This window comes from Streptomyces sp. NPDC002306 (assembly GCF_053593435.1).
Genome location: NZ_JBSFCK010000007.1, coordinates 85,830 through 109,266 on the forward strand (window position 1 = coordinate 85,830; position 23,437 = coordinate 109,266).

The 23,437-nt window shown below is 73.6% G+C and carries 19 protein-coding genes; 6 read left to right on the forward strand and 13 right to left on the reverse strand.

What is annotated here, in order from left to right; all coding sequences use genetic code 11:
- Positions 1 to 293: 293 nt before the first annotated feature.
- Positions 294 to 1,805, reverse strand: a complete 1,512-nt coding sequence (locus ACWCQK_RS16215) for a GAF domain-containing sensor histidine kinase (RefSeq protein WP_451155782.1) — start codon at positions 1,803 to 1,805, stop codon at positions 294 to 296.
- A gap of 19 nt (positions 1,806 to 1,824) precedes the next feature.
- The gene (locus ACWCQK_RS16220; protein WP_451155783.1) at positions 1,825 to 2,862 is read right to left on the reverse strand and encodes a rod shape-determining protein; all 1,038 of its coding nucleotides are present in this window, start codon (positions 2,860 to 2,862) and stop codon (positions 1,825 to 1,827) included.
- Positions 2,863 to 3,594: 732 nt separating this feature from the next.
- Here ACWCQK_RS16220 and ACWCQK_RS16225 point away from each other — a divergent pair.
- Positions 3,595 to 7,233: a S8 family serine peptidase gene (locus ACWCQK_RS16225; protein ID WP_451155784.1), complete on the forward strand. Its 3,639-nt coding sequence runs from the start codon at positions 3,595 to 3,597 to the stop codon at positions 7,231 to 7,233.
- Between the two features lie 98 nt (positions 7,234 to 7,331).
- Here ACWCQK_RS16225 and ACWCQK_RS16230 read toward each other — a convergent pair whose 3' ends face one another.
- From ACWCQK_RS16230 to ACWCQK_RS16240, 3 genes are all read right to left on the reverse strand, one after another.
- Entirely contained in the window at positions 7,332 to 8,666 is a 1,335-nt protein-coding gene (locus tag ACWCQK_RS16230) for a carboxyl transferase domain-containing protein (protein ID WP_451155785.1), read from the reverse strand.
- Positions 8,663 to 10,108 carry an acyl-CoA synthetase gene (locus ACWCQK_RS16235; protein ID WP_451155786.1) on the reverse strand — a complete coding sequence of 482 codons (1,446 nt, stop codon included), beginning with the start codon at positions 10,106 to 10,108 and terminating at the stop codon, positions 8,663 to 8,665. The genes ACWCQK_RS16230 and ACWCQK_RS16235 overlap by 4 nt, the downstream gene beginning before the upstream one ends.
- 141 nt (positions 10,109 to 10,249) lie before the next feature.
- On the reverse strand, positions 10,250 to 10,882 hold the full coding sequence (locus ACWCQK_RS16240) for a hypothetical protein (RefSeq protein WP_451155787.1): 633 nt from the start codon (positions 10,880 to 10,882) through the stop codon (positions 10,250 to 10,252).
- A gap of 110 nt (positions 10,883 to 10,992) precedes the next feature.
- On the opposite strand from ACWCQK_RS16240, the gene ACWCQK_RS16245 reads away from it, so the two are divergent.
- Both ACWCQK_RS16245 and ACWCQK_RS16250 read left to right on the forward strand, forming a co-directional pair.
- Positions 10,993 to 11,766: an IclR family transcriptional regulator gene (locus ACWCQK_RS16245; protein WP_451155788.1), complete on the forward strand. Its 774-nt coding sequence runs from the start codon at positions 10,993 to 10,995 to the stop codon at positions 11,764 to 11,766.
- Positions 11,763 to 12,608, forward strand: a complete 846-nt coding sequence (locus tag ACWCQK_RS16250; protein ID WP_451155789.1) for an SMP-30/gluconolactonase/LRE family protein — start codon at positions 11,763 to 11,765, stop codon at positions 12,606 to 12,608. The genes ACWCQK_RS16245 and ACWCQK_RS16250 overlap by 4 nt, the downstream gene beginning before the upstream one ends.
- A 7-nt stretch (positions 12,609 to 12,615) precedes the next feature.
- Here ACWCQK_RS16250 and ACWCQK_RS16255 read toward each other — a convergent pair whose 3' ends face one another.
- Genes ACWCQK_RS16255 through ACWCQK_RS16275 form a run of 5 tightly spaced genes read right to left on the reverse strand, consistent with a single transcriptional unit; the run spans position 12,616 to position 18,171 of the window.
- Positions 12,616 to 14,013: an FAD-dependent monooxygenase gene (locus ACWCQK_RS16255; protein ID WP_451155790.1), complete on the reverse strand. Its 1,398-nt coding sequence runs from the start codon at positions 14,011 to 14,013 to the stop codon at positions 12,616 to 12,618.
- Positions 14,010 to 15,221 (reverse strand): MAB_1171c family putative transporter, encoded by a 1,212-nt coding sequence (locus ACWCQK_RS16260; protein WP_451155791.1) that lies wholly within the window; start codon positions 15,219 to 15,221, stop codon positions 14,010 to 14,012. Before ACWCQK_RS16260 ends, ACWCQK_RS16255 begins: the two co-directional genes overlap by 4 nt.
- A complete protein-coding gene (locus ACWCQK_RS16265) occupies positions 15,218 to 16,402 on the reverse strand; it encodes an MAB_1171c family putative transporter (protein WP_451155792.1) in 1,185 nt (394 codons plus the stop codon). Before ACWCQK_RS16265 ends, ACWCQK_RS16260 begins: the two co-directional genes overlap by 4 nt.
- A complete protein-coding gene (locus ACWCQK_RS16270; protein WP_451155793.1) occupies positions 16,399 to 16,923 on the reverse strand; it encodes a toxin in 525 nt (174 codons plus the stop codon). The genes ACWCQK_RS16265 and ACWCQK_RS16270 overlap by 4 nt, the downstream gene beginning before the upstream one ends.
- 33 nt (positions 16,924 to 16,956) lie before the next feature.
- Positions 16,957 to 18,171, reverse strand: coding sequence for an MAB_1171c family putative transporter (locus tag ACWCQK_RS16275; RefSeq protein WP_451155794.1), 1,215 nt, complete (start codon positions 18,169 to 18,171; stop codon positions 16,957 to 16,959).
- Positions 18,172 to 18,387: 216 nt separating this feature from the next.
- Here ACWCQK_RS16275 and ACWCQK_RS16280 point away from each other — a divergent pair, with 216 nt between their 5' ends.
- A complete protein-coding gene (locus ACWCQK_RS16280) occupies positions 18,388 to 18,846 on the forward strand; it encodes an RrF2 family transcriptional regulator (protein WP_451155795.1) in 459 nt (152 codons plus the stop codon).
- Positions 18,847 to 19,276: 430 nt separating this feature from the next.
- Complete coding sequence (locus ACWCQK_RS16285; RefSeq protein WP_451155796.1) at positions 19,277 to 19,930, forward strand: DUF4360 domain-containing protein; 654 nt, start codon at positions 19,277 to 19,279, stop codon at positions 19,928 to 19,930.
- 37 nt (positions 19,931 to 19,967) lie between these two features.
- Here the strand turns inward: ACWCQK_RS16285 and ACWCQK_RS16290 are convergent, their stop codons facing one another.
- The gene (locus tag ACWCQK_RS16290) at positions 19,968 to 20,210 is read right to left on the reverse strand and encodes a DUF397 domain-containing protein (protein WP_451155797.1); all 243 of its coding nucleotides are present in this window, start codon (positions 20,208 to 20,210) and stop codon (positions 19,968 to 19,970) included.
- The gene (locus tag ACWCQK_RS16295) at positions 20,207 to 21,037 is read right to left on the reverse strand and encodes a helix-turn-helix domain-containing protein (RefSeq protein WP_451155798.1); all 831 of its coding nucleotides are present in this window, start codon (positions 21,035 to 21,037) and stop codon (positions 20,207 to 20,209) included. Before ACWCQK_RS16295 ends, ACWCQK_RS16290 begins: the two co-directional genes overlap by 4 nt.
- Before the next feature lie 128 nt (positions 21,038 to 21,165).
- Here ACWCQK_RS16295 and ACWCQK_RS16300 point away from each other — a divergent pair, with 128 nt between their 5' ends.
- Positions 21,166 to 21,732 (forward strand): ATP-binding protein, encoded by a 567-nt coding sequence (locus ACWCQK_RS16300; protein ID WP_451155799.1) that lies wholly within the window; start codon positions 21,166 to 21,168, stop codon positions 21,730 to 21,732.
- Here ACWCQK_RS16300 and ACWCQK_RS16305 read toward each other — a convergent pair.
- A complete protein-coding gene (locus tag ACWCQK_RS16305; protein ID WP_451155800.1) occupies positions 21,656 to 23,320 on the reverse strand; it encodes a pyridoxal phosphate-dependent aminotransferase in 1,665 nt (554 codons plus the stop codon). The two genes, ACWCQK_RS16300 and ACWCQK_RS16305, sit on opposite strands and share 77 nt — an antisense overlap.
- Positions 23,321 to 23,437: the final 117 nt, after the last annotated feature.

The window sequence follows — 23,437 nt, forward strand, 5'->3', positions numbered from 1 at the left end:
GCTGACGTTCCGTCTTGTTCCGTACGACGTATTCGTGCTCCGGGTGCATGGGAGGGGCCTGTGTGGGAACGATGTCGTTCACCGCGGTGAGGGTGGAGGGATCGGGTCCGGGGCATGGGTTCCGTACCGGATACGCAGCACGAGGAGGCGTCATGAATCGTCAGGCCCGGGTTCGTGTCCGTGTCAGCCGTCGGCCCGCCGCCCCGCGGGACGAACAGATCGACCGCAGGACGCCCTCGGGGCGGATCCTGCCCTACTGATCGCACCGGAGCGGGACGCGGGCGTGGTCCGGTTCACAAGGGGGACCGCCACGTCGTCGTCGTACCGGTGCCGCCGTCCCGTGTCGTGCCGTCGTCGTGGACCGTCAGGCGTACGCAGGCGCGGCCGTCCGGCAGGGTCGCCGTGGCGTCCACCGTGACCTCGACGCGGGTGACGGACGGACGGCGGGAGACCGCGGCCAGGGCGCGGCGCAGGGCGGTCAGCAGATGGCCGGCGACCCGGTCCGGGACGCGGCTGTCGACGGCGCCCGTGAAACGGACGGACGGCTGGAGGCCGAGCAGGGCGCCCGCGCCCGCCGTCTCGCGCAGTACCCGGCCGCGGAACGTGGTGGGGGCCTCGGCGGGCGGCTGCTGGAGGGCGAAGATCGCCGTACGGACCTCCTGGATCGTCGACTCCAGTTCGTCCACGGCCCGGCCCAGGATCTCGTCGACGTCCGTGCCGCCGCTCCGGCGCCGGGCGGCCTGGAGCATCATGCCGGTGGCGAACAGCCGTTGGACGACGAGGTCGTGCAGGTCGCGGGCGATACGGTCGCGGTCCTCGTAGACCGCCAGCCGTTCCCGGCCGTGCCGGGCGTGGCCGAGGACCAGGGCGAGGGCGGCCTGGGAGGCGAACTGCGTGGCCAGGAGCCGTTCCTCGGCGGTGTACGGGCGGTCACCGCGCAGCCGGGGGAGGGCGAGGGTGCCGACCAGCTGCCCGTCGGCCTGGAGCGGAAGCATCATCACGGGGCCGAACCGGTGCGGGACATGGGTCGACAGCCGCGGGTCGGCCGCCGCGTCGTCGGTGAACACCGCCTGACCGGACAGGAGTTGGCTCAGGACGGGGCTGCCCGGCTCGATGGTCGTGCCGACGGCGTCGTCCGGGTCGTCGAGCGTCGAGGCGGTCACGATCTCCATACCGCCCTCCTCGGTGGGCAGCAGGATGACGCCGGCGGCCGCGTCGGCGAGGACGCGGGCCCGGTCGGCGACCGTCATCAGCGCGTCCGCGGCCGTCCCACCGGTGAGCAGGGCCGTCGTCACGGCCGCCGCGCCCTCGATCCAGCGCTCGCGCCGGCGGGCGGTCTCGTACAGGCGGGCGTTGCCGATCGCGATGCCGGCCTGGGCGGCGAGCGCGCGCAGCAGCTGTTCGTCCTCGGCGGTGAACGGGCCGCCGCCGCGCTTGTCGGCGAGGCGCAGGCGTCCGAACATCTCGTCGCCGACCCGGATGGGCACGTCGAGGGTGCCGGACGCGCCGGGGCGGGCGGGCGGCCCCGCGGCGCACACCTGGTCGGGCCGGTCGGGCCCGTCGAGTCCGTTCGGGAGGTCGGGGAGGTCGGGGAGGTCGGGGAGGTCGGTCAGGTCGGACAGGTCGGGCCGGTCGAGCCCGTCCCGGTCCGCGTCCGTCGTGCCGACGGCCGCGTGGCGGGCGCCGGTCAGCTCGGCGGCGGCGTCCACGATGTGCTGGAGGGTGGCGCGCAGTTCGAGGTCGGTGCCGACGCTGAGTACGGCGTCCAGGAGGGGAGGCAGTCCCGGCGGCCGGGCGTCGGTCATACCGGTGCCGTGCCCTCGCTCAGGCGGCCAGCGGGTTCAGCGTCAGCGGCTCGACCCTGCCCTCCAGCATCGCGCCCAGGCCCTGTACGGCGCACACGTCGGGCCGGTCGGCGATGTTCACCGGCATGCCTGTGGCGTGCCGGAGCATCTGGTCGAGCCCGGGGAGCAGCGCGGAGCCGCCGACCATCATGATCCCGCGGTCGACGAGGTCGGCCACCAGGTCGGGCGGGCAGTCCCGCAGCACCCGGCCGATGCCGTCGAGGACGGCGGTCAGCGGGGTCTCGATCGCGTCCCGTACGGCGGCGGTGTCGACCCGCACGGAACGGGCCAGGCCGGTGGCCACGTCCCGTCCGTGGATCTCGGTGGACGTGGGCCCGTGCGGGGAGGAGCCGTTGTTGTTCAGGGCGAGTTGGAGGGGCCGTACGGACTGGCTCGGCAGCATCAGCTCGTGCGCGTGGCGCAGGTGCTGGATGATCGCGTGGTCGACGGCCTCGCCGCCGACGGGGATCCGCTCGGCGGTCACGATCGAGCCGAGGGACAGCACTGCGACCTGGGTGGCGGCCGCGCCGCACACCATGATCATGGTGGCTTCCGGCCGTTCGACGGGCAGTCCGCAGCCGACGGCGGCGGCGATGAGCGTGTCGACGAGCTCGACCCGGCGTGAGCCGAGGCCGACCAGCGTCTCGATCGTCGCGCGCTGGGCCAGCGGGTCGGCGTCGTGCGGGGTGCAGGCGGCGGCGCGCAGCCGGGGCTTGCGGCGCAGACTGCGGCGGATCTTGTCGCCGAGCAGGTGCCGCAGCATGCGCTGTGCCATCTCGATGTCGACGACCGTACCGCCGGAGACCGGCCGTACGACGCGGATGTAGTGGGGGGTGCGGCCCGTCATCTGCTCGGCGAACTCACCGACCGCGATCAGCGCGCCGGTACGGGTGTTCACGGCGGCGGCGGACGGCTGGTCGACGACGAGCCCCGCCCCCTTCACGAACACCCGCGTCCTCGCCGCGCCCAGGTCGACGGCGAAGTGGCAGCGGCGCAGCTGCTCCAGACTGGCGGTCATGGCAGGTCCTCCCGAGGAGCAAGACCGTGCGGCCTGCCGGGTGGCGGGCCTCCCTCGATCGTGCGGCGGCGGGGCGGCGGGCGCCTTCTGGAGGGGGCCGGGCGGGGTGCGGCCGAACGGGGGGTTCGGGCTGGCGTCAGGGGGAGTGGGCCGTGTCGGTACGGCGGTGGGCGCGATGCCGGGCGGAGGGGATGCCGCCGGGTGCCGGGCGAAGGGGTGCCGGTCGGGTGTCGGGTGCCGGGCGGAGGGGATGCCGCCGGGTGCCGGGCGAAGGGGTGCCGGTCGGGTGTCGGGCGAAGGGGTGCCGGTCGGGTGTCGGGCGGAGGACGGAGGGGTGCCGCCGGGTGTCGGGTGATGGGTGCCGGGTGCGCCGGCCGGGGGTGCGGGAGACGGCGACGATACGGCGGCCCCCCGGAACACGGACCCGACCCCACCGGAGCCGCGTCCCGGTGACGGCTTCTTCGCGAACCGCAGGTGCCTCCCGCCGGCTCCACCGTCCACCGTCCGCCGGCGCCCGCCCCGAGATGCGCGGCTTCAGTGAACTCTCCTACTCCGTAAGGCGTTTGGAAGTGTTGCCCGGGAATCGGTGGGCGCGGGCGGACTGAGCCCGCCGGGTGGGCGGGGATTCGCTGGCGGGAACCCGCCAGGGCGCGTTTCCGCCCGTGCTGGTCAACTCCACGGCGCCACAGGCCCCCCGAGACTCTTCGCAGCACACGACGAGGAGAGGCGTGGATGACCAGAGGACCAGTCAGACGTGGGGTGACCCTCCTGTCGGCGGGGCTCGTGATCGCCCTGCTGCCGGCGGTGGACGCGGGCGCGCGGGACGGCGGACCGACCGGCACGACCCCGGCGCGCACCGCGGCGGCCGCCGGCACCGCCCGTACCGTCACGCTCGTCACCGGTGACAAGGTGACCGTGACCGACCTGGGCGACGGGAAGAGGACGATCACGGTCGAGCGGCCCGAGGGGGCCACCGGCGCCGTGCGGACCCGGACGACCAACGGCAGAACCAGCGTCGTACCGGACGAGGCCCTGCCGTATCTGCGGGCGGGCACCCTCGACGAGCGGCTGTTCGACGTCGGCGAGCTGATACGACAGGGGCTCGCCGACGACAAGGCCGACGAGCTGCCGCTGATCGTGACCTACGACAAGGGCGCGCGGGCCGTCACCCCGCGGGGCGCCGAGCGGACCCGGGCGCTGCCCAGCGTGCGCGGGGCGGCCGTCGAGGCGGACAAGGGCCGCGATTTCTGGCGGGCGTTCACCGCGCAGGACGGGGTGAAGGGCGTCTGGCTCGACGGCCGCGTCAGCGCCGACCTGGCCGAGAGCAACGCCCAGATCGGCACCCCGCGGGCCTGGGAGGCCGGGCTCACCGGCGAGGGCGTCACCGTCGCCGTCCTCGACACCGGTGTCGACCTGAGCCATCCCGATCTCGAGGACCGGGTCACGGCCACGAAGAGCTTCATCGAGGGCGAGGAGGTCGCCGACCGCAACGGGCACGGCACCCACGTCACCTCGACCGTCGGCGGCAGCGGCGCCGCCTCCGACGGCGGGGAACGGGGCGTCGCCCCCGGCGCGACCCTCGCCGTCGGCAAGGTGCTCAGCGACGAGGGTTCCGGCAGCGAGTCGCAGATCATCGCCGGCATGGAGTGGGCCGCGCGGGACGTGCACGCCAAGGTCGTCTCCATGAGCCTCGGTTCCACCGAGGCGAGCGACGGCACCGATCCGATGGCGCAGGCGGTGAACACCCTCTCCCAGGAGACCGGTGCCCTCTTCGTCATCGCCGCCGGCAACACCGGTGCCCCCTCCTCCGTCGGCTCGCCCGGCGCCGCCGACGCCGCCCTGACCATCGGGGCGGTCGACTCCGCGGACGAGGCCGCCTACTTCACCTCCGCCGGCCCCCGGCACGGCGACAACGCCCTCAAGCCCGACCTCTCGGCCCCCGGCGTCGACATCCTCGCCGCCCGCTCCCGGCTGGCCGGCGGCAGCGGCTTCTACACCTCCATGAGCGGTACGTCCATGGCGACGCCCCATGTCGCCGGAGTGGCCGCCCTGCTCGCCCAGGAGCACCCCGACTGGACCGGCGCCCGGCTCAAGGACGCGCTGATGTCCACGTCGAAGCAACTCGGCGCCTCCGCCTACGTGCTGGGGGCGGGCCGGGTCAGCGTGCCCGACGCCGTCGCCGCGCACCTCACCGCGACCGGCAGCGCCGACCTGGGCTTCCACGGCTGGCCGTACGCGGACGAGAAGCCGGTGACCAGGACCGTCACCTACACCAACTCCGGTGACGCGGACCTACGGCTCACCCTGGCGGTGCGGGGCGCCCCGGACGGGGTCGCCACCCTCGCCGACACCACCCTCACCGTGCCCGCGCACGGCACCGCCTCCACCACCGTGACCGGCGACGGCGCCGCGGCGGCGGTCGGCACCACCAGCGGGCAGATCGTGGCCTCCGCCGACGGCACGCCCCTCGCTCACACCGTGTTCGGGCTGGTCAAGGAGGAGGAGCGGTACACGCTCACCGTCCACGTCAAGGACCGCGACGGAGCCCCCACGGCCGCCGACCTCGCCGTCCAGCAACTCGTCGCGGGCGTCGACGCCTTCCCCGCGCAGGTCGACGACTCGGGCACCCTGAAGCTGCGCCTGAAGCCGGCCACGTACAGCCTGAGCTCCTTCCTCGACGTGCGCGGCAGCCACGGCGCCGACTCGCTCGGCCTCGGCTTCCTCGCCGCGCCCGAGATCACCCTCGACCGGGACCGCGAGATCACCCTCGACGGACGGAGGCTGCGGGAGGTCAGGGCCGAGGTGGACCGGCGGACCGAGACCCGGCAGCTGCTCATGGAGTACGACCGCAGCGCCGACGGGTCCGACCTGTTCGGCGCGGTCCAGGTGCCGGTGAAGTACGACAGCGTGTTCGCCGCGCCCACCAGGAAGGTCACGCGGGGCTCCTTCGAGTACCGGACCGTGTGGCGGCTCGGCAAGCCGCTGCTGGAGGTCAAGGGAGTCGGCGAGGCGGTCTTCCAGCCGGGCGCCACCCTCGTCGAGGGCCGGACCAGGCTCGCGCTGGCCGACGTCGGGGACGGTCCCCTCACCGGCGTCGCCGGCAAGGCGGTCCTCGCCCGTCTCACCGCCGGGTCCGACCCGGGAGCGCTCGCCCAGGCCGCCCAGGACGCCGGGGCCGAGGCGCTCTTCGTGACCGACGACGCGGCCGGACGCCTGAACGCCTGGTGGGGGGCGGACGACGGCAGTGACCGCCCGATCCCGATCGCCACCGTCAACGCCGCCGACGCGGCCCGGCTGCGCCATGCGGGCAAGGTCGACATGACCGGCACCCGCGACACGCCCTATGTGTACGACCTCTCGGAGGGCCACCCCGGCGCGATCCCGGACCACGACCTGACCTACGAGCCGAAGGGCCGTGAACTCGCCGCCGTGGACGTGAGGTTCCACGCCGCGCGGCCGGTGAGCGGCGGCGAGTACCGCTTCTCCCTCACCGACACCTTCTCCCTCGGCCTCGGCTTCTCGGAGCGGATCGACTACCCGGCCGAGCGCACCGACTACGTCTCCACCGGGCCCGGCCAGCGGTGGCACGAGTCGGTGACGGCCGCCGACGGCGCGCTGGAGCAACGCAGCGGGGTCCTCACCTACCGGGGCGGCTCCCGCCCGGACCTCGACTGGTTCAAGCCGGTCTGGCACCCCTGGCTCGGCACCGGACTCGGCTGGGGGCAGCAGCGCTCCGGCAACGTGGTCCAGTTCAACACCCCCGGCTGGGGCGACTCCGGGCCCGACCACACCGGCTTCGGCGACGTGTGGACCGGCGGGAGCGGGATGACCCAGTTCACCGAGGTCTACCTCGACGGCGAGCGGGTCGACCGGCGGCAGAGCTCCGGCGCCTATGTCTGGGACGCGCCCGCCGACGAGCACACCTACAAGGTCGTCACCGACACCACGCTCGACGCCGAGCGCTGGAAGCTCGCGACGAAGGGCCACGCCGAGTGGACCGTCCGGTCGGCGGCCACCCCCGAGGACCGCTGGACCTACCTGCCGCTGATCAACCTCTCCTTCGACGTCGACACCGACCTCGCGGGCACGGTCCGGGGCGGCGCCCGGCTGCCGGTGGAGATCGGGGCCCAGTACGTCGCGAACGCCACGGGCACCGGAACCCTCGGCGGCGGGACGCTCGAAGTCTCCTACGACGACGGCGGGACCTGGCGGCCGGTGCGGCTCACCGGATCCGGCCGGGCCGCCTGGCACGGGACGCTGAACGTGCCCCGTGACGCCGCGTACGTCTCCCTGCGGGCGACCGCGAGCGACGACCGGGGCGGCTCGGTGCGGCAGGAGATCATCCGGGCGGTGGGGGTGAGGCAGCGGTGAAGTAGCCCCACACCGAAAGCAGGTGGCGCCGCCTCCCGGCAAGGGAGACGGCGCCGCCGCGTGCCCCGGAGCGGACACGGCCGTGGGCCCGGACCGGTCTACTCCCCGGTCGCCACGGCTCTGATCACACCCAGTTCCACCAGGTCCTGCGGCCGGATGCGGAGCTGGTTCGCGGTCGCCTCGGCCTCCGTCGGGGGCCGCTTCAGGATGGCCGCCGCGAGTTCGGGGGCGATGACCGAGAAGTAACTGTCCGGCGCGGCCCAGGTGGTGCCGGGCGCGGCCAGGGCCAGGGCGCCGCCGGAGCCGCCCTCGCCGATCACCAGCGTGGTGACCGGGGTGCGGGCGGCGGCCACCGCGCCGAACAGCTCCGCGATCGCCGCGCCCGCTCCCTGCCGTTCCGCCTCGGCGTCGTTGGCCGCGCCCGGGGTGTCCACCAGGGTCAGGACCGGGATGCCGAGCCGGTCCGCGAGGCGGATCAGCCGGGCGGCGGTGCGGTAGCCGGCGGGACGCGTCGCCGTGCCCGTCTGCGCGGCGTAGGCGACGGTCCGCCCCTGGTGCTCGCCGAAGCCGCACAGCATGCCCGCGTCCGTGCCGCCGCAGCGGTCGCCGCTCAGGGCCACGCGGTGGGTGAAGTAGGCGTCCAGGTAGCTCTCGGCCCGGGGGCGGTGCGCGGCACGGGCCCGCCGTACCGCGTCCCAGCCGGTCGCCGGGAGGTCCGGGGAGCCGAGCGCCCGGGGCACGGGGGCCGCCTCCGCCGATGAACCCGTCAGCAGGCGCAGCCACCGCCCCAGCGTCCGGCGCAGCTCCGCCGGCCGGACGACCGCGTCCGCCGCGCCCGCCGCCACCTGCGCCTCCGCCGTGTACGCGGCCGGGTCGGCGTCCGGCGGCCGCACCCGGGAGCCCGCGAAGCCGACTTGGGCGCCGGGCAGCGCGAGGATCACGTCCGCGCCCGCGCCCAGCGTGGCCCAGCCGCCGCCGGTCGTCGGGTCCCGCAGCACGGCGATCTGCGCGAGACCCGCCTCGCGGGTGAGGACCGACTGCCGGGCCACGCGCTGGAGCTGGGTCAGCGCGAGCATGCCCTCCTGCATCCGGCTGCCGCCGGTGGCGACCAGCGGGACGACGGGGAGCCGGTGCTCGCGCGCGTACGTGTACGCCGCCTCCAGCCGGTCCCCGGTGCGCTCGCCGAGCGAACCGCCCAGGAAGCCGAACTCGAAGGCGATGAGCACGGCCCGGGTGCCCTCGACGCTCGCGGTGCCGCACACGACGGACTCCTCCTCGCCGGTGCGCCGCGCGGCGCGGGCCAGGGACGCGTCGTAGCCCCGCCAGCCGAGCGGGCCGTCGGGAGGCCGGGACTCCCCGGCCGGAGCGGGGAGTCCGGCGAAGTCGTCGGTGACGAGGGCTATGGTCCCGCGTGCGGTGCGGCCGTCGGTCATACCGGCAGCGCCCGCTTCATGATCTTCCCCATGTCGTTGCGGGGCAGCGCGTCGAGGTAGCGGACCGTGCGCGGGCGTTTGTGCGGGGCGAGCCGGGCGGCCACATGGTCGGCCAGCGCGTCGGCGTCGGGCGGGGAGCCGGGGTCCGCCGGGACGATCCAGGCCACGATCCGCTCGCCCAGATCCGCGTCGGGCTCCCCGGTGACGGCGGCCTCGCGCACTCCCGGATGCTCCAGCAGCGCGTTCTCGATCTCACCGGCCCCGATCTTGTACCCGCCGCTCTTGATCAGGTCGGTGGCCTTGCGGCCGACGATCCGGACGTAGCCGTCGGGGTCGCGCACGGCCATGTCGCCGGTGCGGAACCAGCCGTCGGCGGTGAAGGCGTCGGCCGTGGCGTCGGGCCGGTGGAGGTACTCGGTGAAGAGGTTCGGGCCGCGCACCTGGATCTCGCCCACGGTCTCGCCGTCGTACGCCGTGATCGGTGTCCCGTCCTCCTCGACGAGCCGCAGCTCCACGCCGGGCAACGGCACGCCGACGGTCCCGGCCCGGGCCTCCCCGTCGGCGCGCACGCTGGTGTTCATGAGCGTCTCGGTCATGCCGTACCGCTCGATCACCCGGCGGCCGGTCGCCGTCGTGATCCGGTCGTGGTCGTGCACGGGCAGCGCGGCGGAGCCGGACACCAGCAGCCGGGCTCCGGCGAGCGCCTCGGCCAGCGCGGGGTCGGCGGGCAGCGCCTCGGCGATCCGGTGGTACATCGTCGGCACTCCGAACAGCATGGTCGCGCCGTCGGTCAGCTCGCGGGCCACGCCCTGCGTGTCGAACCGGCCGAGATGCCGGACCGAGCCGCCCCGCCGCAGCGGGCCCAGGACGCCCAGCACGAGCCCGTGCACATGGAACAGGGGCAGCGCGTGCACCAGCACGTCGTCGCCGGTCCACTGCCAGGCGTCGGCGAGGGCGTCCAGGGTCGAGGCGATCGCGCGGCGCGGGAGGACGGCGCCCTTGGGCGGGCCGGTGGTGCCGGAGGTGTAGACGACCAGGGCGGGCGCCGAGTCGTCCGCGTCGTCGGCGACGGGCAGTACGCCGGCCTCGCGGACGTCGATGTCGACGCGCACCAAGTCGCCCATGGCGGGCGGGAGTTCGTCATCCGGGCCGGCCAGCACCAGGGCCGGCGCGCTGTCGGACAGGATGTGCCCGAGTTCCTTCTCTCCCGACCTGGGGTTCAGCGGCACGGCGGCCGCGCCGGCCAGCAGTACGCCCACCACGGCGACGGCCGTCTCCAGCGAGGGGGTCGCCCAGACGGCCACCCGGCCGGCCCCGCGGATCCGTTCGCCGACGGCGGCGGCGGCCGCCGAGAGTTCTGCGTACGTCAGGGACCGGTCGCCGAACCGCAGGGCGACTTGCTCACCCGGATCGCCCGTCAGGGCCGGAAAGAGGGAGGTCACGCGGTGCACTCCTGGTGGTGAGGGGACACGGCCGGAACAACACCTCCGTTCCTACACCAGCGCCGGTGCGATGCGCCGCCGCCGGAGGGTTGATACCGGTCACTCCGCCCACCGCTTGTCGCCCGCCGCCCTCGCCTTCCGCTACGCACCGCCCGCCGCCGCCCTCGGCTCCTCCTGCTCGCCGACCGCCGTCCGCTGCAACAGTCCCCAGGTGAACTCGGCGACCACCTCCCGTCGTACGCCCCGCGCGTCCGGGGCGGTGAAGGCCAGGCCCCAGCGGGTGGGGGCGGTTCCCTCCAGGGGCCGGGCGGGGGCGAAGGCGCGGGCCGCCTCGTCGACCGTGCAGGACCACGGGCGCAGGTCGTCCACGGTGCGAGGCTCGGCGGCCGGGGCGTCCGGCGCGCGCACCAGCCACTCGTTCCACACCGTCCGGTCCGGTCCGACGAGGATCTCGAAGCGCAGGTCGGGCCAGAGGGGGACCGGCCACCGCCAGGCCGCGCAGTCGAGGTCGCCGATCCTGCGGGCGGTGACGGACTCGGGCGGGCCGAGGACGGAGCGGTAGCGCGTGGCGGCGGAGCGGGACCTCGGGGAGCGGAGCATGGCCTGCCAACGCCTGTTGGCCTCCCGCATGTCGGCGAGGGAGGCGTCCAGCCGGCGGCGGGCGTCGTCCACCAGGCCGGGGTTGTGGTCGGCCATGCGGCGCAGCAGGACCAGCTGGAAGTCCTGGACGGTGAAGGGGCCGGCGGGGGGCTTCGAGGACGGCATGGCATCCATCGTCGCCCACCGTCCGCAGGACCATTGCCCGCGGAACCTCACTATGACTAGCCTGTGTTCGTTATCCCGGTCATCTGTTGAAATATCGAACATCAAGGGAGGGGCCGGTCGTGGGACGCCTTGTACCTGCCGTGACCCGAGCTCTCGACATTCTCGAGCTCTTCCTCGACGGGGACGGGACGCTCTCCGCCCCCGACATCGTGCGCCGGCTCCAGTTGCCGCGCACCACCGTGCACGAACTCGTCACCACCCTCGCCGCCCGCCAGTACATCGTGCCGGTGCCCGGTCAGCCCGGACGCTACCGGCTCGGCGTACGCCCGTACCAGCTCGGCAGCCGTTACGCCGAGCAGCTCGACCTCGCCGCCGAGGGCCAGCAGGTGGCCCGCTCGGTCGCCGAGACCTGCGACGAGACCGTGCACGTGGCGATCCTGGAGGGCACCGACGTCATCTACATCGCCAAGGTCGACTCCACGCACGCCGTGCGCATGGTGTCCGCCGCCGGCCGCCGGCTGCCCGCGCACTGCACCTCGGTCGGCAAGATGCTGCTGGCGTCGCTGCCCGAGCCGGAGCTCACCTCGCGCATCCCGGACGACGCCGACCTGATCGCGATGACCCCGAACAGCATCGTCTCGCCGGCCGCCCTGCGTGAGGCGCTGGCGGAGATCCGGCGGCGCGGCATCGCCGTGGAGAGCCGTGAGTCCAACCCGGACGTGAGCTGTGTGGCCGCCCCGGTCCACGACCGCACCGGGAAGGTGGTGGCCGCGCTGTCCATCTCCGTACCGATGATCCGCTGGAGCGACGAGCGCCGGGCCGAGCTGGAGCAGCTCGCCGCCAAGGGCGCCGTAGAGCTGTCGGAGCGCCTGGGCCACCGGAACGTGGCATGACGGCCTACGAGGTGGCGGTGCGGGCGCAGGCGACGCTCGGCGAGGGCCCGACGTGGGACGCGGCGGCCGGCCGGCTCGTCTGGCTGGACATCCTGGGCTCGCGGATCCACACGTACGACCCCGCCTCGGGCCGTCGCACGGTCCGTACGACGGAACAGCACGTGGGCGCGGCGAAGCTGCGCGCGGGCGGCGGTCTGGTCCTGAACCTGCGCGACGGGGTGGGGCTGCTCGACCCGGACGACACCTTCCGCTGGCTGCGCCACGACCCGGTGCCCGGCCGTCGCGCGAACGACGCGGCCGTCGCCCCCGACGGCTCCCTGTGGGCCGGCACGATGCGCTACGACGAGGCGCCGGGCGGCGGCACGCTCTCCCGGGTCACCGGTGACGGCGCGGCCGAGGTGGTCCTGGACGACGTGGCGGTGAGCAACGGCACGGGCTGGAGCCCCGACGGCCGCCTGATGTACTACATCGACTCCCCGACCCGCCGGATCGACGTCTTCGACCACGCCGACGGGCGGGTCGCGAACCGCCGTCCGTTCGCGGAGATCGAGGAGGGGGCCGGCTACCCCGACGGCCTCACGGTCGACGCCGACGGCTGTGTCTGGGTGGCCCTCTGGGACGGCGGCGCGGTCCGCCGCTACACCCCGTCCGGCACCCTCGACTGGGTGCTCACCCTGCCGACCCCCCGCACCACCGCCTGCGCCTTCGGCGGTCCGGACCTGACCGACCTGTACGTCACCACGGCCCGTACGGGCCTGTCGGCGCCGTCGTCGGCGGCGGGCTCCCTGCTGGTGGTGCCGGGCGCCGGGAAGGGACTGCCTCAGCCGCTCTTCGCCGGCTGAGCCCCGGTCAGCCCGCGGCCGCCACCAGCCGCCGTTCCTCCTCCGTCAACGGGGGCCCCGCCAGCGGCGGCAGCAGCGGTCCGCCCAGCACCGCGAGGAGGGCGGAGGGGCGCAGCAGCCGCGAGGGGCCCGCCTGGAGGCTCGTCACGTCCCACAGGGCCGCCGCCGCGCCGTAGGAACCGGTCGACGCCAGGGTCAGGCGGCGGGTGAAGCGGGTGAGCAGGCGGTCGGCGACGGTGGGCCGGGCGCCGTGGGTCCCCGGGTACCAGACGTCCTGGCCGACGGCCGCCGCCCAGGCCGCGTCGACCGGACGGGCGGCCCCGCGCTGCACCCGGCGGGCCAGGCCGGCGGCGGTGAGCCCGGTGCCCTCCAGTTCCCGGCGGAGCACCTGGGCGCCGAGTGCGGCCACCGCCATGCCCTGCCCGTAGGCCGGGTTGTACGTGGCCAGCGCGTCGCCGAGGACGATCAGACCCTCGGGCCAGTCGCGGACCTTCTCCAGGTAGCGCCGGTCGTTGCGGGTGCTGCGGCTGATCTGCACGTCGGTGAGCGGTTCGGCGCCGGTGATCAGCTTGCCGACGATGGGGTGGGGCAGCTCCAGCGCGTAGCGCACGAAGCCCTCCGGGTCGGCGGGCGGTTCGCCGCCGCGGGTGCCGCCGAGGCTGACCATCCAGCGGCGGCCCTCGATCGGCAGGATCATCCCGCTGCGGCCCGGCCGGGACACGTACGGGTCGGCCTGCACGATCGTCATGGGGAAGCGCTCCGCGCCCGCCGGGGTGCGGTAGACACGGGTGGCGTTGACCAGGCCCGTGTCGACGGTCCGCTCGCGGATGCCGGTCACGCCGAGCCCGCCCAGCCACCGCACCACCCGCGACCCGCGGCCACTTGCGTCGACGACGAGGTCGGCGGCGAGTTCCGTCTCGCCGAGGTCGCCGGCCTCGCCGGTGGAGACGCGGACGCCGGTCACCCGGCCCGCGTCGCCCAGCAGGTCCACGACCTGACCGCGGCGAACCTCGGCCCGGGTGTTCGCCAGTACCGCGACCCGCACCGACCAGTCCAGCAGCGCCCGGCTGCACGCGATCATCCGGGGTCCCTCGTGGCGCCAGCGCCGGAACCAGCCCTCGGGGGTCAGCGCCACCATGTCCCGGCCGGTGGCGAGTTCGTGGGCGCCCGCGGCGAGCAGCTGCTTGCGCATGCTCACGCCCGGCACGAGGTCCTCCATCGCGGCCATGCCGCCGGCCATGAGGACGTGCGCGTGACGGCCCTGCGGCAGGCCCTTGCGGTGGTCCGGGCCGGCAGGCAGCTCGTCGCGGTCCAGCACGATCACTTCGTCCGCGCTGGGGGACAGCGCGGCCGCGGCCAGCATGCCGGCCAGGCCGGCACCGATGACAACAGCTCTACGCGTCATGGGGCTCCTCGGGTTCGGTCGGGGGTCGTCGTCACCGTACCCACACGTATGGTTCCGACATGTGATGATCGCGTGAACTCCTGCGCCAGTTCCACCAGTTCCACCAGACCACTGGTCCCGGAGGCCGTCGTGGCGTGCAGCCGGTACCCGCTGGGTGTCTCCAGCGGCCGGCCCCGCGCGGCGGCCCGGCGTACGGCGTCGCAGAGCATGGCCGCCTCCGCCGTCAGCCGTGCCCCGTGCGGGGAGCGGCCCGCGCGCAGCGCACCGCCGAGGGCCCGCTCCCGGACCCGGTCGTCGAAATAGGGGGCCAGCGCCAGCAGCGCGTCGTGGATGGCGACCTCCCGCCACTGCAACCGCTCGCGCGGCAGCCGCCACCAAGTGCCGGGCGGCGGCGGGGCGGTGGACGCGAACCGCAGCGCCGACCACAGCGGCCCCAGCGTCCGCAGATCGCGCAGACTGTGCCAGTGCGCGGCGAGCGAGGGCAGCAGCCGGGGCAGCACGAACCCGACGGAACAGGTCAGCGCGCCGAGCGAGGCCATCGGCGGGGCGATGACGGTGGACAGGAAGTCGAGATCGTGACCCGTCCAACGCGCCACGACGGCCGTGTACTTCGTCAGCTGGAAGCCCACCACGTCCAGCATCGACCCGATGAGGATCAGCCGCAGCCCGGTGCGCAGCAGCCCGGTGACCTCGCGCCCCCACTTGACGCCCACCGCGCACAGCCCGATGGTCGCGACGCTGTGCCCGACCAGGTAGAGCACGATCATCTCGCGCATGAACGGGGTTCCGGCGTAGTAGGTGTCGAGGTCGGTGAGCCGTTCGGTGTGCGCGTCCGCCAGCGCGAACAGCACGACGATGGCGACGATCAGCGCCCCGTAGGCGGCGATGCCGAGCAGCACCATGCGCCGGATCCGTTCCCGGGACCCGCCCCGCCAGTTGATCAGCAGGATGAACAGGGAGCAGCTGTACGCGGAGAGCATGCCGTAGGTCAGCGGGGCGCCGAAGTTGGGCACGCCCGTGAGGTCGTTGACGGCGGCCAGGGTCAGCGGCGCCGAGCAGACGAGGACGAGCGCGCCGAGGGCGATGGCCGCGCAGGTGGACAAGGTCAGCGGGTTGCGCACGGTACGTACGCCGGCCCGGGGGCGGCGGAACAGCACCGCGCCGGACAGTGCGAGGACACCGGCGGCGACGTAGACCACGACACTCATGCGGTGCCCGTCGTGGTGGTACCGCTGCGGAGCCGGGCGGCCGCGACGAGCGGGGAGGACGCCAGGGCGTCGGCGATGCGCGCGAGCGCGTCCGGGCCGGGCGTCCGGTCCTCGATCCAGTCGGCCCCGTCGACGTCCGCGAGGGGCCTCTCCCGGTATCGCTCCTCCCGCGCGGCCACCGTGATGACGGCGGCCCAGGCGACGGCGTCGGCCTGGGCCGGGTCGCCGCCGGGGTCCGCGAGCGCGGCTTCGCGGGTACGGTCGAACAGGCCCCGGTCGAAGAACGCGTCCAGGTGGCTCAGCGCGTTGTGGATGCTGGTCCGGCGCCAGATCAGCAGGGTGGTGGGGGAGGACCAGCGGGGCCGGGGCAGCCGCAGCGCGCGGCGGCGGAGGACGTCGTCGAGTTCCCGCTCCAGCGGTCCCAGGCGGGTGTACGCCCGCCGGGAGTCGCGCCACTGCGTCAGCCGCGGCCCGACCAGCGGGATCAGGATGCCGGTGACCGTGACCAGCGCGCCCAGCCCGGCGGCGGCCGGCGAGACGGTCGTACCGAGCCCCGACCAGTCCTGTCCGCACCAGCGCGCGACGACCGCGGCGAGCTTGGTCACGCTGTACCCGGCGTTGCACAGCGTGCCGACGCCCAGCGTCACCAGGCCCGCGCGCAGCCAGCCGTGCACCTGACGGGCCCAGCCCAGCGACGACACGGTGGTCACGCTCACCGCGGCGAGATGCCCGGCCAGGTAGAGCACGATCATCTCGGCGATGAACGGCGTCGTCGCGTAGTAGGTGTCCAGGTCGGTACGGCGCTCCACGGGCGCGTCACCGAGCGCGAACATCGCCGCGATACCGACCAGGACGAAGGTGTACGCCACGATCCAGCGGCGGGCCGAGCGGTGCACCCGCGGGCCGCCCCGCCAGTAGACGATCAGGATCTGGGCGGCCGCGCTGTACGCCGTGATCGACGCGTACGTCAGCGGGGCGGCGAGGTTCGGGATGCCGCTGACACCGTTGATGGTGCCGACCGTCGGCGGGGCGCCGAGGAAGAAGCAGGCTCCGGCCAGGCCCAGCACGACACAGATGGTGCGCAGGTAGGGGTCGCGCCAGTGACGTATCAGGTCGGGGGCCTTGACCACCAGGGCCAGCCACAGCACCCCACAGCTCACATAGTTGATCAGGCCGCTCATCCTCGTGTCCCGCGGTAGTTGAGGGCGGCCCCGATGCGCCCGGAGAGGTTCTGGGCGCCGTTGCTGTCGGCGGCGTACACGGAGTCGGCCGGCGCCTCCAGCCAGGTGCGCAGCCGACGGCCCATGAGCATGCCGAACAGGTCGGCCTCCTGCTCGTCGGCGAGGCTGAAGTCGGTGCGCGCGGCGACGAGTCGGGGACCGTCACCGGCGGCGGGCTCGTCCGCGTGGCCCACGCCCTGCTGGTGCATGTGCCACACCTCGTGGCAGAAGATCACGATCTGGTGCCAGACGGCGGCCCGCTTGTCGATGACGACGTCGTCGTGGTGCGCGCCGTCCAGCCAGAGGCCGCTGGCGGTGTGCGGCGGGAAGACCCGCCGGTGGACGACGACCTCCCGGCCGCGCCACTGGCTGACCGACTCCACGAGTGCGTCGAAGAGTGCCTCGGGGTCCGCCGGGATCGGGATCCGGATGGGATCGATGAGCGTGCCGGCGAGCCGACGCATCTCCTTCTTCGTACGCACCGTTGAAATATGCCAAGACAGGCCCCGCTTCAGCTACCTCACCTCCGCCGCCGGTGCCGTCGCGAGAGCGCGCACCGCGTCGAGGTCGTGGGGGCTGCGCAGGGCCCGCGACACGGCCCCGATCTCCTGGAGCAGGTCGGTGGTGTCCGCGTGGCCGCCGGGATCCGTGTCCTGGGCGCGGGCGTCCCCGCCGGAGCGGCCCCGGCTCCCGTCGACGGCGTCCTGGATCGCGATCGCGGCGGCCAGCGCCTTGGCCCGCTCCGGCGGCAGCCCGCGGGCGACGGCGGCGGCGTACGACCGGGCGCGCAGGTTCTCGTCGATGTGCCGGGCCAGCGGCAGCAGTACGTCCCGGATGAAGGTCTCGCGGCGGGTCAGGCGCAGTTCGGCCGTGCCGCGCGGCAGCCGGGGCACGCGACCGCCGTGGACGGAGCGTGTCAGCAGGTACAGCGCCCGCAGTTCGTGGTGGGCGAGCCGGACCCGCCAGCGGTCGTGCAGATACTGGCCGACGTGCGGCAGGATGAAACCGACCGCGATCGCGATGGCCGACAGACAGGCCACGGGCGGTGCCACGCCGGTGCTCAGCCGGTCCAGGTCGTGACCGGTCCAACGGGCCACGACGGCGGCGAGTTTGGACACGTCGAAGATGAGGTTCAGGCCGTAGCCGACGCACAGGGACGTCAGTCCCGAGCGCAGCCAGGCGTCGAGCCCGTCGGTGCGCACCCAGTCCCACAGCAGCCGGGACGTGATCAGCACGGCCACGGCGTGCGCGAGCAGGTAGAGCAGGATCTCCTCGCGCATGAACGGCGTGTTGGCGTAGTAGGTGTCGAGGTCGGTGAGCCGCTCCACGGGCACGTCCGCGAGGGCGAACAGCACCCACAGCGCCACGATCACGCCCGAGTACACGCAGATCACCCACCGCATGGCGCGCCGGGTCTCGGCCGAGCGGTCGGACAGGCCGTTGCGCCAGGCGATGATCAGCAGCAGACAGGACCCGCAGAACGCGGTGAGCAGTGAGTACACCCAGGGCGCGGAGATGTTCGGCACGCCGGTGACGCGGTTGGTCCAGGCGATCGTCGACGGTGTGACGAACACGAACACCGAGCAGGCGAGCACCAGCAGACCGCCGACGGCCCGCAGCAGCGGGTCCCGCCACAGCCGGATGATCGTGGGCAGCTTGATCACCAGGGCCGCGGTCAGCACAGCGGTAGGGATCCAGAAGGAGATGGAGAAGCCGACGCCACCGTCCATCGTGCCCCCTTCCCCCACCTTCCCTCGCCGTCCGCCTGCGCAGCCGGTCCGAGGTTACGCGCCCGTGAGCGTCCCCGTCATGTCGTCCTCCGGCCGTTGTTCGACACCGAACTACCCTTGCCCTGGCCGGTGTCCGACGGTTCCGCACAGTTCCGCACGGTGGCGCGCTCCCTGGCCGCCGACGGCGGGGCGGCCGGTGCGCCGCACAATGGGGGGATGAGGATCTCGGCACGGGCGGACTACGCGGTACGGGCGGTCCTGGAGCTCGCCGTACGGCGGGGCGGGGAGCCGGTGAAGGCGGAGACCGTCGCCGCCGCGCAGGACATCCCGCACAAGTTCCTGGAGGGGATCCTCGGCGATCTGCGGCGCGGCGGGATCGTCGACAGCCGGCGCGGCGGGGGCGGCGGCTACCTGCTGGCCCGGGACGCCTCGGCGATCACGGTGGCGGACGTCATCCGCGCGGTGGACGGCCCGATCGTGTCGGTACGCGGCGAGCGCCCGACCGGCCTCTCCTACACCGGCACCGCACAGCCGCTGCTGCCCCTGTGGATCGCGCTGCGGGCCAATGTGCGCAGGGTCCTGGAGGGCGTCACGGTCGCCGACCTCGCGGCGGACGCCCTGCCCGAGCCGGTACGGCGGCTCGCGGCGGAGCCGGCCGCGTGGGAGAACCCGTAGCGCGCCGCGCTTCACGTGTCCCCGCTCGCACCCCGCACACCCGGTCCCGCGCGCTTTCGGACGGATTCCGATTGACCGGAAGACCCCACCCGTCGACGGCGTCCGGGCCGTCCCGGCCGGCCGGCCCACCGGCGGCCGTCCAGGACGCGGCGAGCACCGCCACGGCCGCAGGGCCCACGGCCGTGGCGGTTAAGGGGTTTCTACGCATCCGTCGGTCCCGGGGCGACGGAGAGCGCCCGGCCGCGGCGGAAGCCACACCTCCGGTCACGGTCGCGTCCCGCAAGGGCCTTCCGGTTGGCCGGAGTTCGGCCTGACCGCGCCGTCCGGGCGCGCCTACGATGCCACCGCTCCCGGCCTTCACAGCATGCTCATGGTTTCTCCACAGGCCGGGATTGCGCGTGCCACCCCCCACTGAACGATTGGGAGAACCATGTCTGTCGGACTCCTCCTGAGCGGAGCGGCCGCCGCCGCTCTGCTCAGCACTGCGCTCCCGGCGCAGGGCGCGTCCTCCGGGTTCGAGGACCCGCCCCCGGACAAGATCATCATCAAGGTCGCCACGGTGAACGGCTCCGGCTGTCCCCAGGGCACGACCGCCGTCGCCGTCTCCGAGGACAACACCGCCTTCACGGTGACCTACAGCGCCTATCTCGCCCAGGCCGGCGGCAACTCCGACCCCACGGCCTACCGCAAGAACTGCCAGCTCAACCTGGTGGTCCACGTCCCGTCCGGCTTCACGTACGCCATCGCCAGCGCCGACTACCGCGGTTACGCCGCGCTCCAGTCCGGCGCGAGCGCCACCCAGCGGGCCTCGTACTACTTCCAGGGCTCGTCGAACACGGCGTTCCGCAGCCACCCGTACAACGGCCCCTACGACGACAACTGGCAGGCCACCGACAGCACGGACTGGGCGCAGCTCGTCTGGGCGCCCTGCGGAGTCCAGCGCAACTTCAACATCAACACCGAACTGCGCGTGAACGCGGGCAGCTCCGCGCCCGGCAAGGTCAGCTTCATGACCATGGACTCGACCGACGGTGACATCAGCACCGTCTACCACCTGGCATGGAGGGAGTGCCCCGGCAACTGAGGCCGTCCCACCGGCTACCGGCCCCGCCGCCCGGCCACTACCTCGCGCTGTGCGTGAGGAAGTGCGTCCAGGCGGTGGGGCTCACCGCGAGCCGCGGACCGTCGGCGTTCTTGGAGTCACGGATGTGGATGGCCAGGGGGCAGGCGGCCACTTCGACGCAGTCGCCGGAGCCACCGCTGCTGTAGCTGGACTTGCGCCAGGCGAGGGCGACTTCCACGCAGTCGTCGCCGGATGCGCTGCTGTAGCTGCTCTTGAACCAAGCCAGTTCGGGCGTGTTCATAGATCCCCTCGCATCCGTCGCAGCAGGCTCAAGGAGTCCTGGATGGTGAGAGCCTGTGAACGCATCCTGGCATAGCGCGCCTGGAGGACGCTGACCACTTTTCGGTCGGTGATCAACTGGCCGCTCTCCTGGCCCTCGTTATAAGCGAACCACTGGTTCTCGGGCGTTTCCAGTAGGCGGATAGGTCCTTGGAGTCCAGCATGTGACTCCTGCACCAGGGGCATGACCTGGATCTCGACGTTGCGCAGTTCGGCGCACCCCAGCACGTGATCGACGAGCTGTCGCGTGACCGCCCGCCCGCCGGTACGGCGTAGGAACAGATGCTCTTCGAGGATGAAGCTGAACGTGGTGTTCGGCCGTTCCGTCAACAGCCTCTGTCGCTCGGTGCGGGCGGTCCAGCGCTCCTCGATCTGGGCGTCGCCAAGGGGCGGTAACTGCTCCGCCGCAAGGGCTCGTACGTACGCCTCCGTCTGCAACAAGCCCGGGATCATGCGGCATTCGTACGTGTACAACGTGATCGCCACGGCCTCCATCCGAGCCCACTGGCGAAACCAAGCCGCCAACCCCGGTTGGCGTGCCAGATGGGCCGCCGCCCTGCGTAGCGCGCCCGTGTTGCCCAGGACCTCCTCCGACCGTTCGGTGAACGCCGGGTCCGGCATGCGCCTGCCCAGTTCCACCGACGCCACCGTGTGCTTGGAGAACCGCACCAGTTCCGCGAACTCCTCCCTGCTGTACCCCGCGTGCTCGCGCAACGCCTGGACCACCGCCCCGAACGTCCGCAGACTGTCCGAGGACTCCGGCTCGCCCGCCGACCCGTCCGTCGTCATCGGTCACCTCCCGCGCTCATGGTCACGTTGGGTGACGGGTACTGTCCACCCCGTCCTCACGTACGCTGCACCGGCGTACGCGGTGTCAGCCTGGAGAAACGGCCGCCGGGGGCGCCAGATTGGGGGGCATGACCCAGCAAAGACCCGTCACCGTACGTGTGTTCACCCAACGCCTCAGCGCCACCCCGCGAGGTGCCCGCCTCGCCCGGCGGCTCGCCGTGAACCAGTTGCACGCCTGGGGCGTCCCGCACGGCACGGACGTGTCCGACGCCGTCGCCGTGATCGTCGCCGAGCTGGCGGCGAACGCGGTGACGCACGGGCGGGTGCCGGGCCGCGACTTCGAGCTGCGGCTCTCGCTCGGCGCGGAGTGCGTACGGGTGGAGGTGACGGACACCCGTGGCGATCCCCGCCCGCCGGGACCGGCGGACGTACGGCCCGCCCCGCCGCTCGCGGACTCGGGGCGCGGGCTCGTCCTGGTGTCGGCGCTCGCGGCCCGGTGGGAGGTGGTGGACCGGGAGCCGCCGCCGGGGAAGACCGTACGGGCCGAGGTGGACCTGCCGGGCCGGCTCGCCCCGGTCCGGGCGCGCGGGCCGGTGCGGGGCACCTGGGAGGAAGGCGTCAGCCCGTCTGGCCCATGCCCGCCGCGTTCGGCCAGCTCTGGGCGCTCGGCCAGCCCGTCGCCGGGGCCGGGGTGAGGCCGTTCGTGCCCCTGACCTGGGCCGCGGTGAGGCCGCCGCGGGCCGGGACACCGGGCGGGGTCGGGCCGGTCATCGGCGCGGGGACCGGAGCCGGAGCCGGCACCGGCATCTGGGCGGCGGCCGGGATCTGCGCGGGGAACTGGGCCGGGACCGGCGCCATCATCGGCTGCGGGATCTGCTGCGGGATCTGGGGCGGCACCTGCTGGGGAATCTGCTGGGGAATCTGCTGCGGGATCTGCGGCGCGACCTGCTGGGGAACCTGCTGCGGAGCCGCCTGTGCCACCGCGGGCATGGGCATGCCCGAGCCCATGGACTGGCCGCCCTGCGGCGCGGCCGGCATGCCGACGGCCATGGCCTGGGCGGCGAGGCCCGGGATACCCGCTCCGTTCGTCGCGCTGACCAGGCGGTCCACGGCCGCCGTGCCCGAGCTGTAGTTGATGCCGGTGGCAGGCTCGGGCACGGCGGCTCCCCTCCTGGTCCCGTAGAGCACCTGTTCCAGGCCGGACACCAGGCGACGCACGTCGACCTGGGGGCGCACCACGAGACGCAGGAAGCGGCTGGACGAACCGACCTTGTTGCCGCACTCGCGGACCAGGATCCGGTGCTCGGTCAGCATCCGGTCCCGGACCACCGTGCCCTCGGCGCCGACGGGAAGGCGCACGAAGAGGAAGTTGCCCTGGGAGGGGTAGACGGTCAGGCCGGGCAGCGCGGCGAGCTGGCCGGCCATGTCCAGACGGTCACGGCGGACCTGATGGAGGCTCTGCGCGTACTCGGCGCCGTGCTCCTTGAGCATGAACACCACGTGCTCGGCGAACGCGTTGAGGTTCCACTTGGGCAGCATGGAGCGGACCCGGCCGGCCAGCGACGGGTTGGCGACCAGGTAGCCGAAGCGGATGCCGTGCAGGCCGAAGTTCTTGCCGAGGCTGCGCAGCACGATGACGTTCGGACGCAGCATCGCCTCCTGCACGACGCTCGGCTCCGCCTCCGCGTCCGCGAACTCCAGGAACGACTCGTCGATGACGACCAGGTCGAGGTCGGCCATCGCGTCCATGAACTGGACCAGCGCCTGCTTGTGCAGGAAGCCGCCGTCGGGGTTGTTCGGGTTGCAGATGACGGCGACCCGGGTGCCACGCTTGCGGATGAACTCGGCGTACTGCGCGAGGTCCAGGGCGAAGCCGCTGGACTCCTGGAGCGGGAACATGTCGACGCGCTTGCCGGTCTCCATCGGCTGGTCGGTCCAGCGGCCGAAGGTGGGGACGGGGATGGCGAGGGACTCGCGGACCAGCAGGTGGTCGATCCAGGTGATGAGCTCGGTGGAGCCGTTGCCCATCGCCACGCACTGGGGCGGAAGCTGGAGCAGGTTGCACAGCTCGCCGGTGATCGTGTCGGCGCCGCTCGGGTAGTACGTGATGATGTCGCGCAGCCGGGAGGCCATCTCGTCGAACATCGCCGGGGTGGGGAAATAGGGGTTGCAGGGGATACAGAAGTCCACGGGGCCCGATCCGTCGCCCTCCCGCGTCAGCGCCGCCATCGACGGGCTGTGTGCCGCTGTGCTGCGGAACAACGAGGTGACGTTGTCGGCCATGGAACCTCCATATGGGGCGGGCCCGGCGGGGACGACCGGGCCCGTCGTCATTGGGTGGCCCGCGCGGGGGAGCACGGGCCGCCCTTACATACGGAGGTGCGCGAGGCGCTGTTCAAC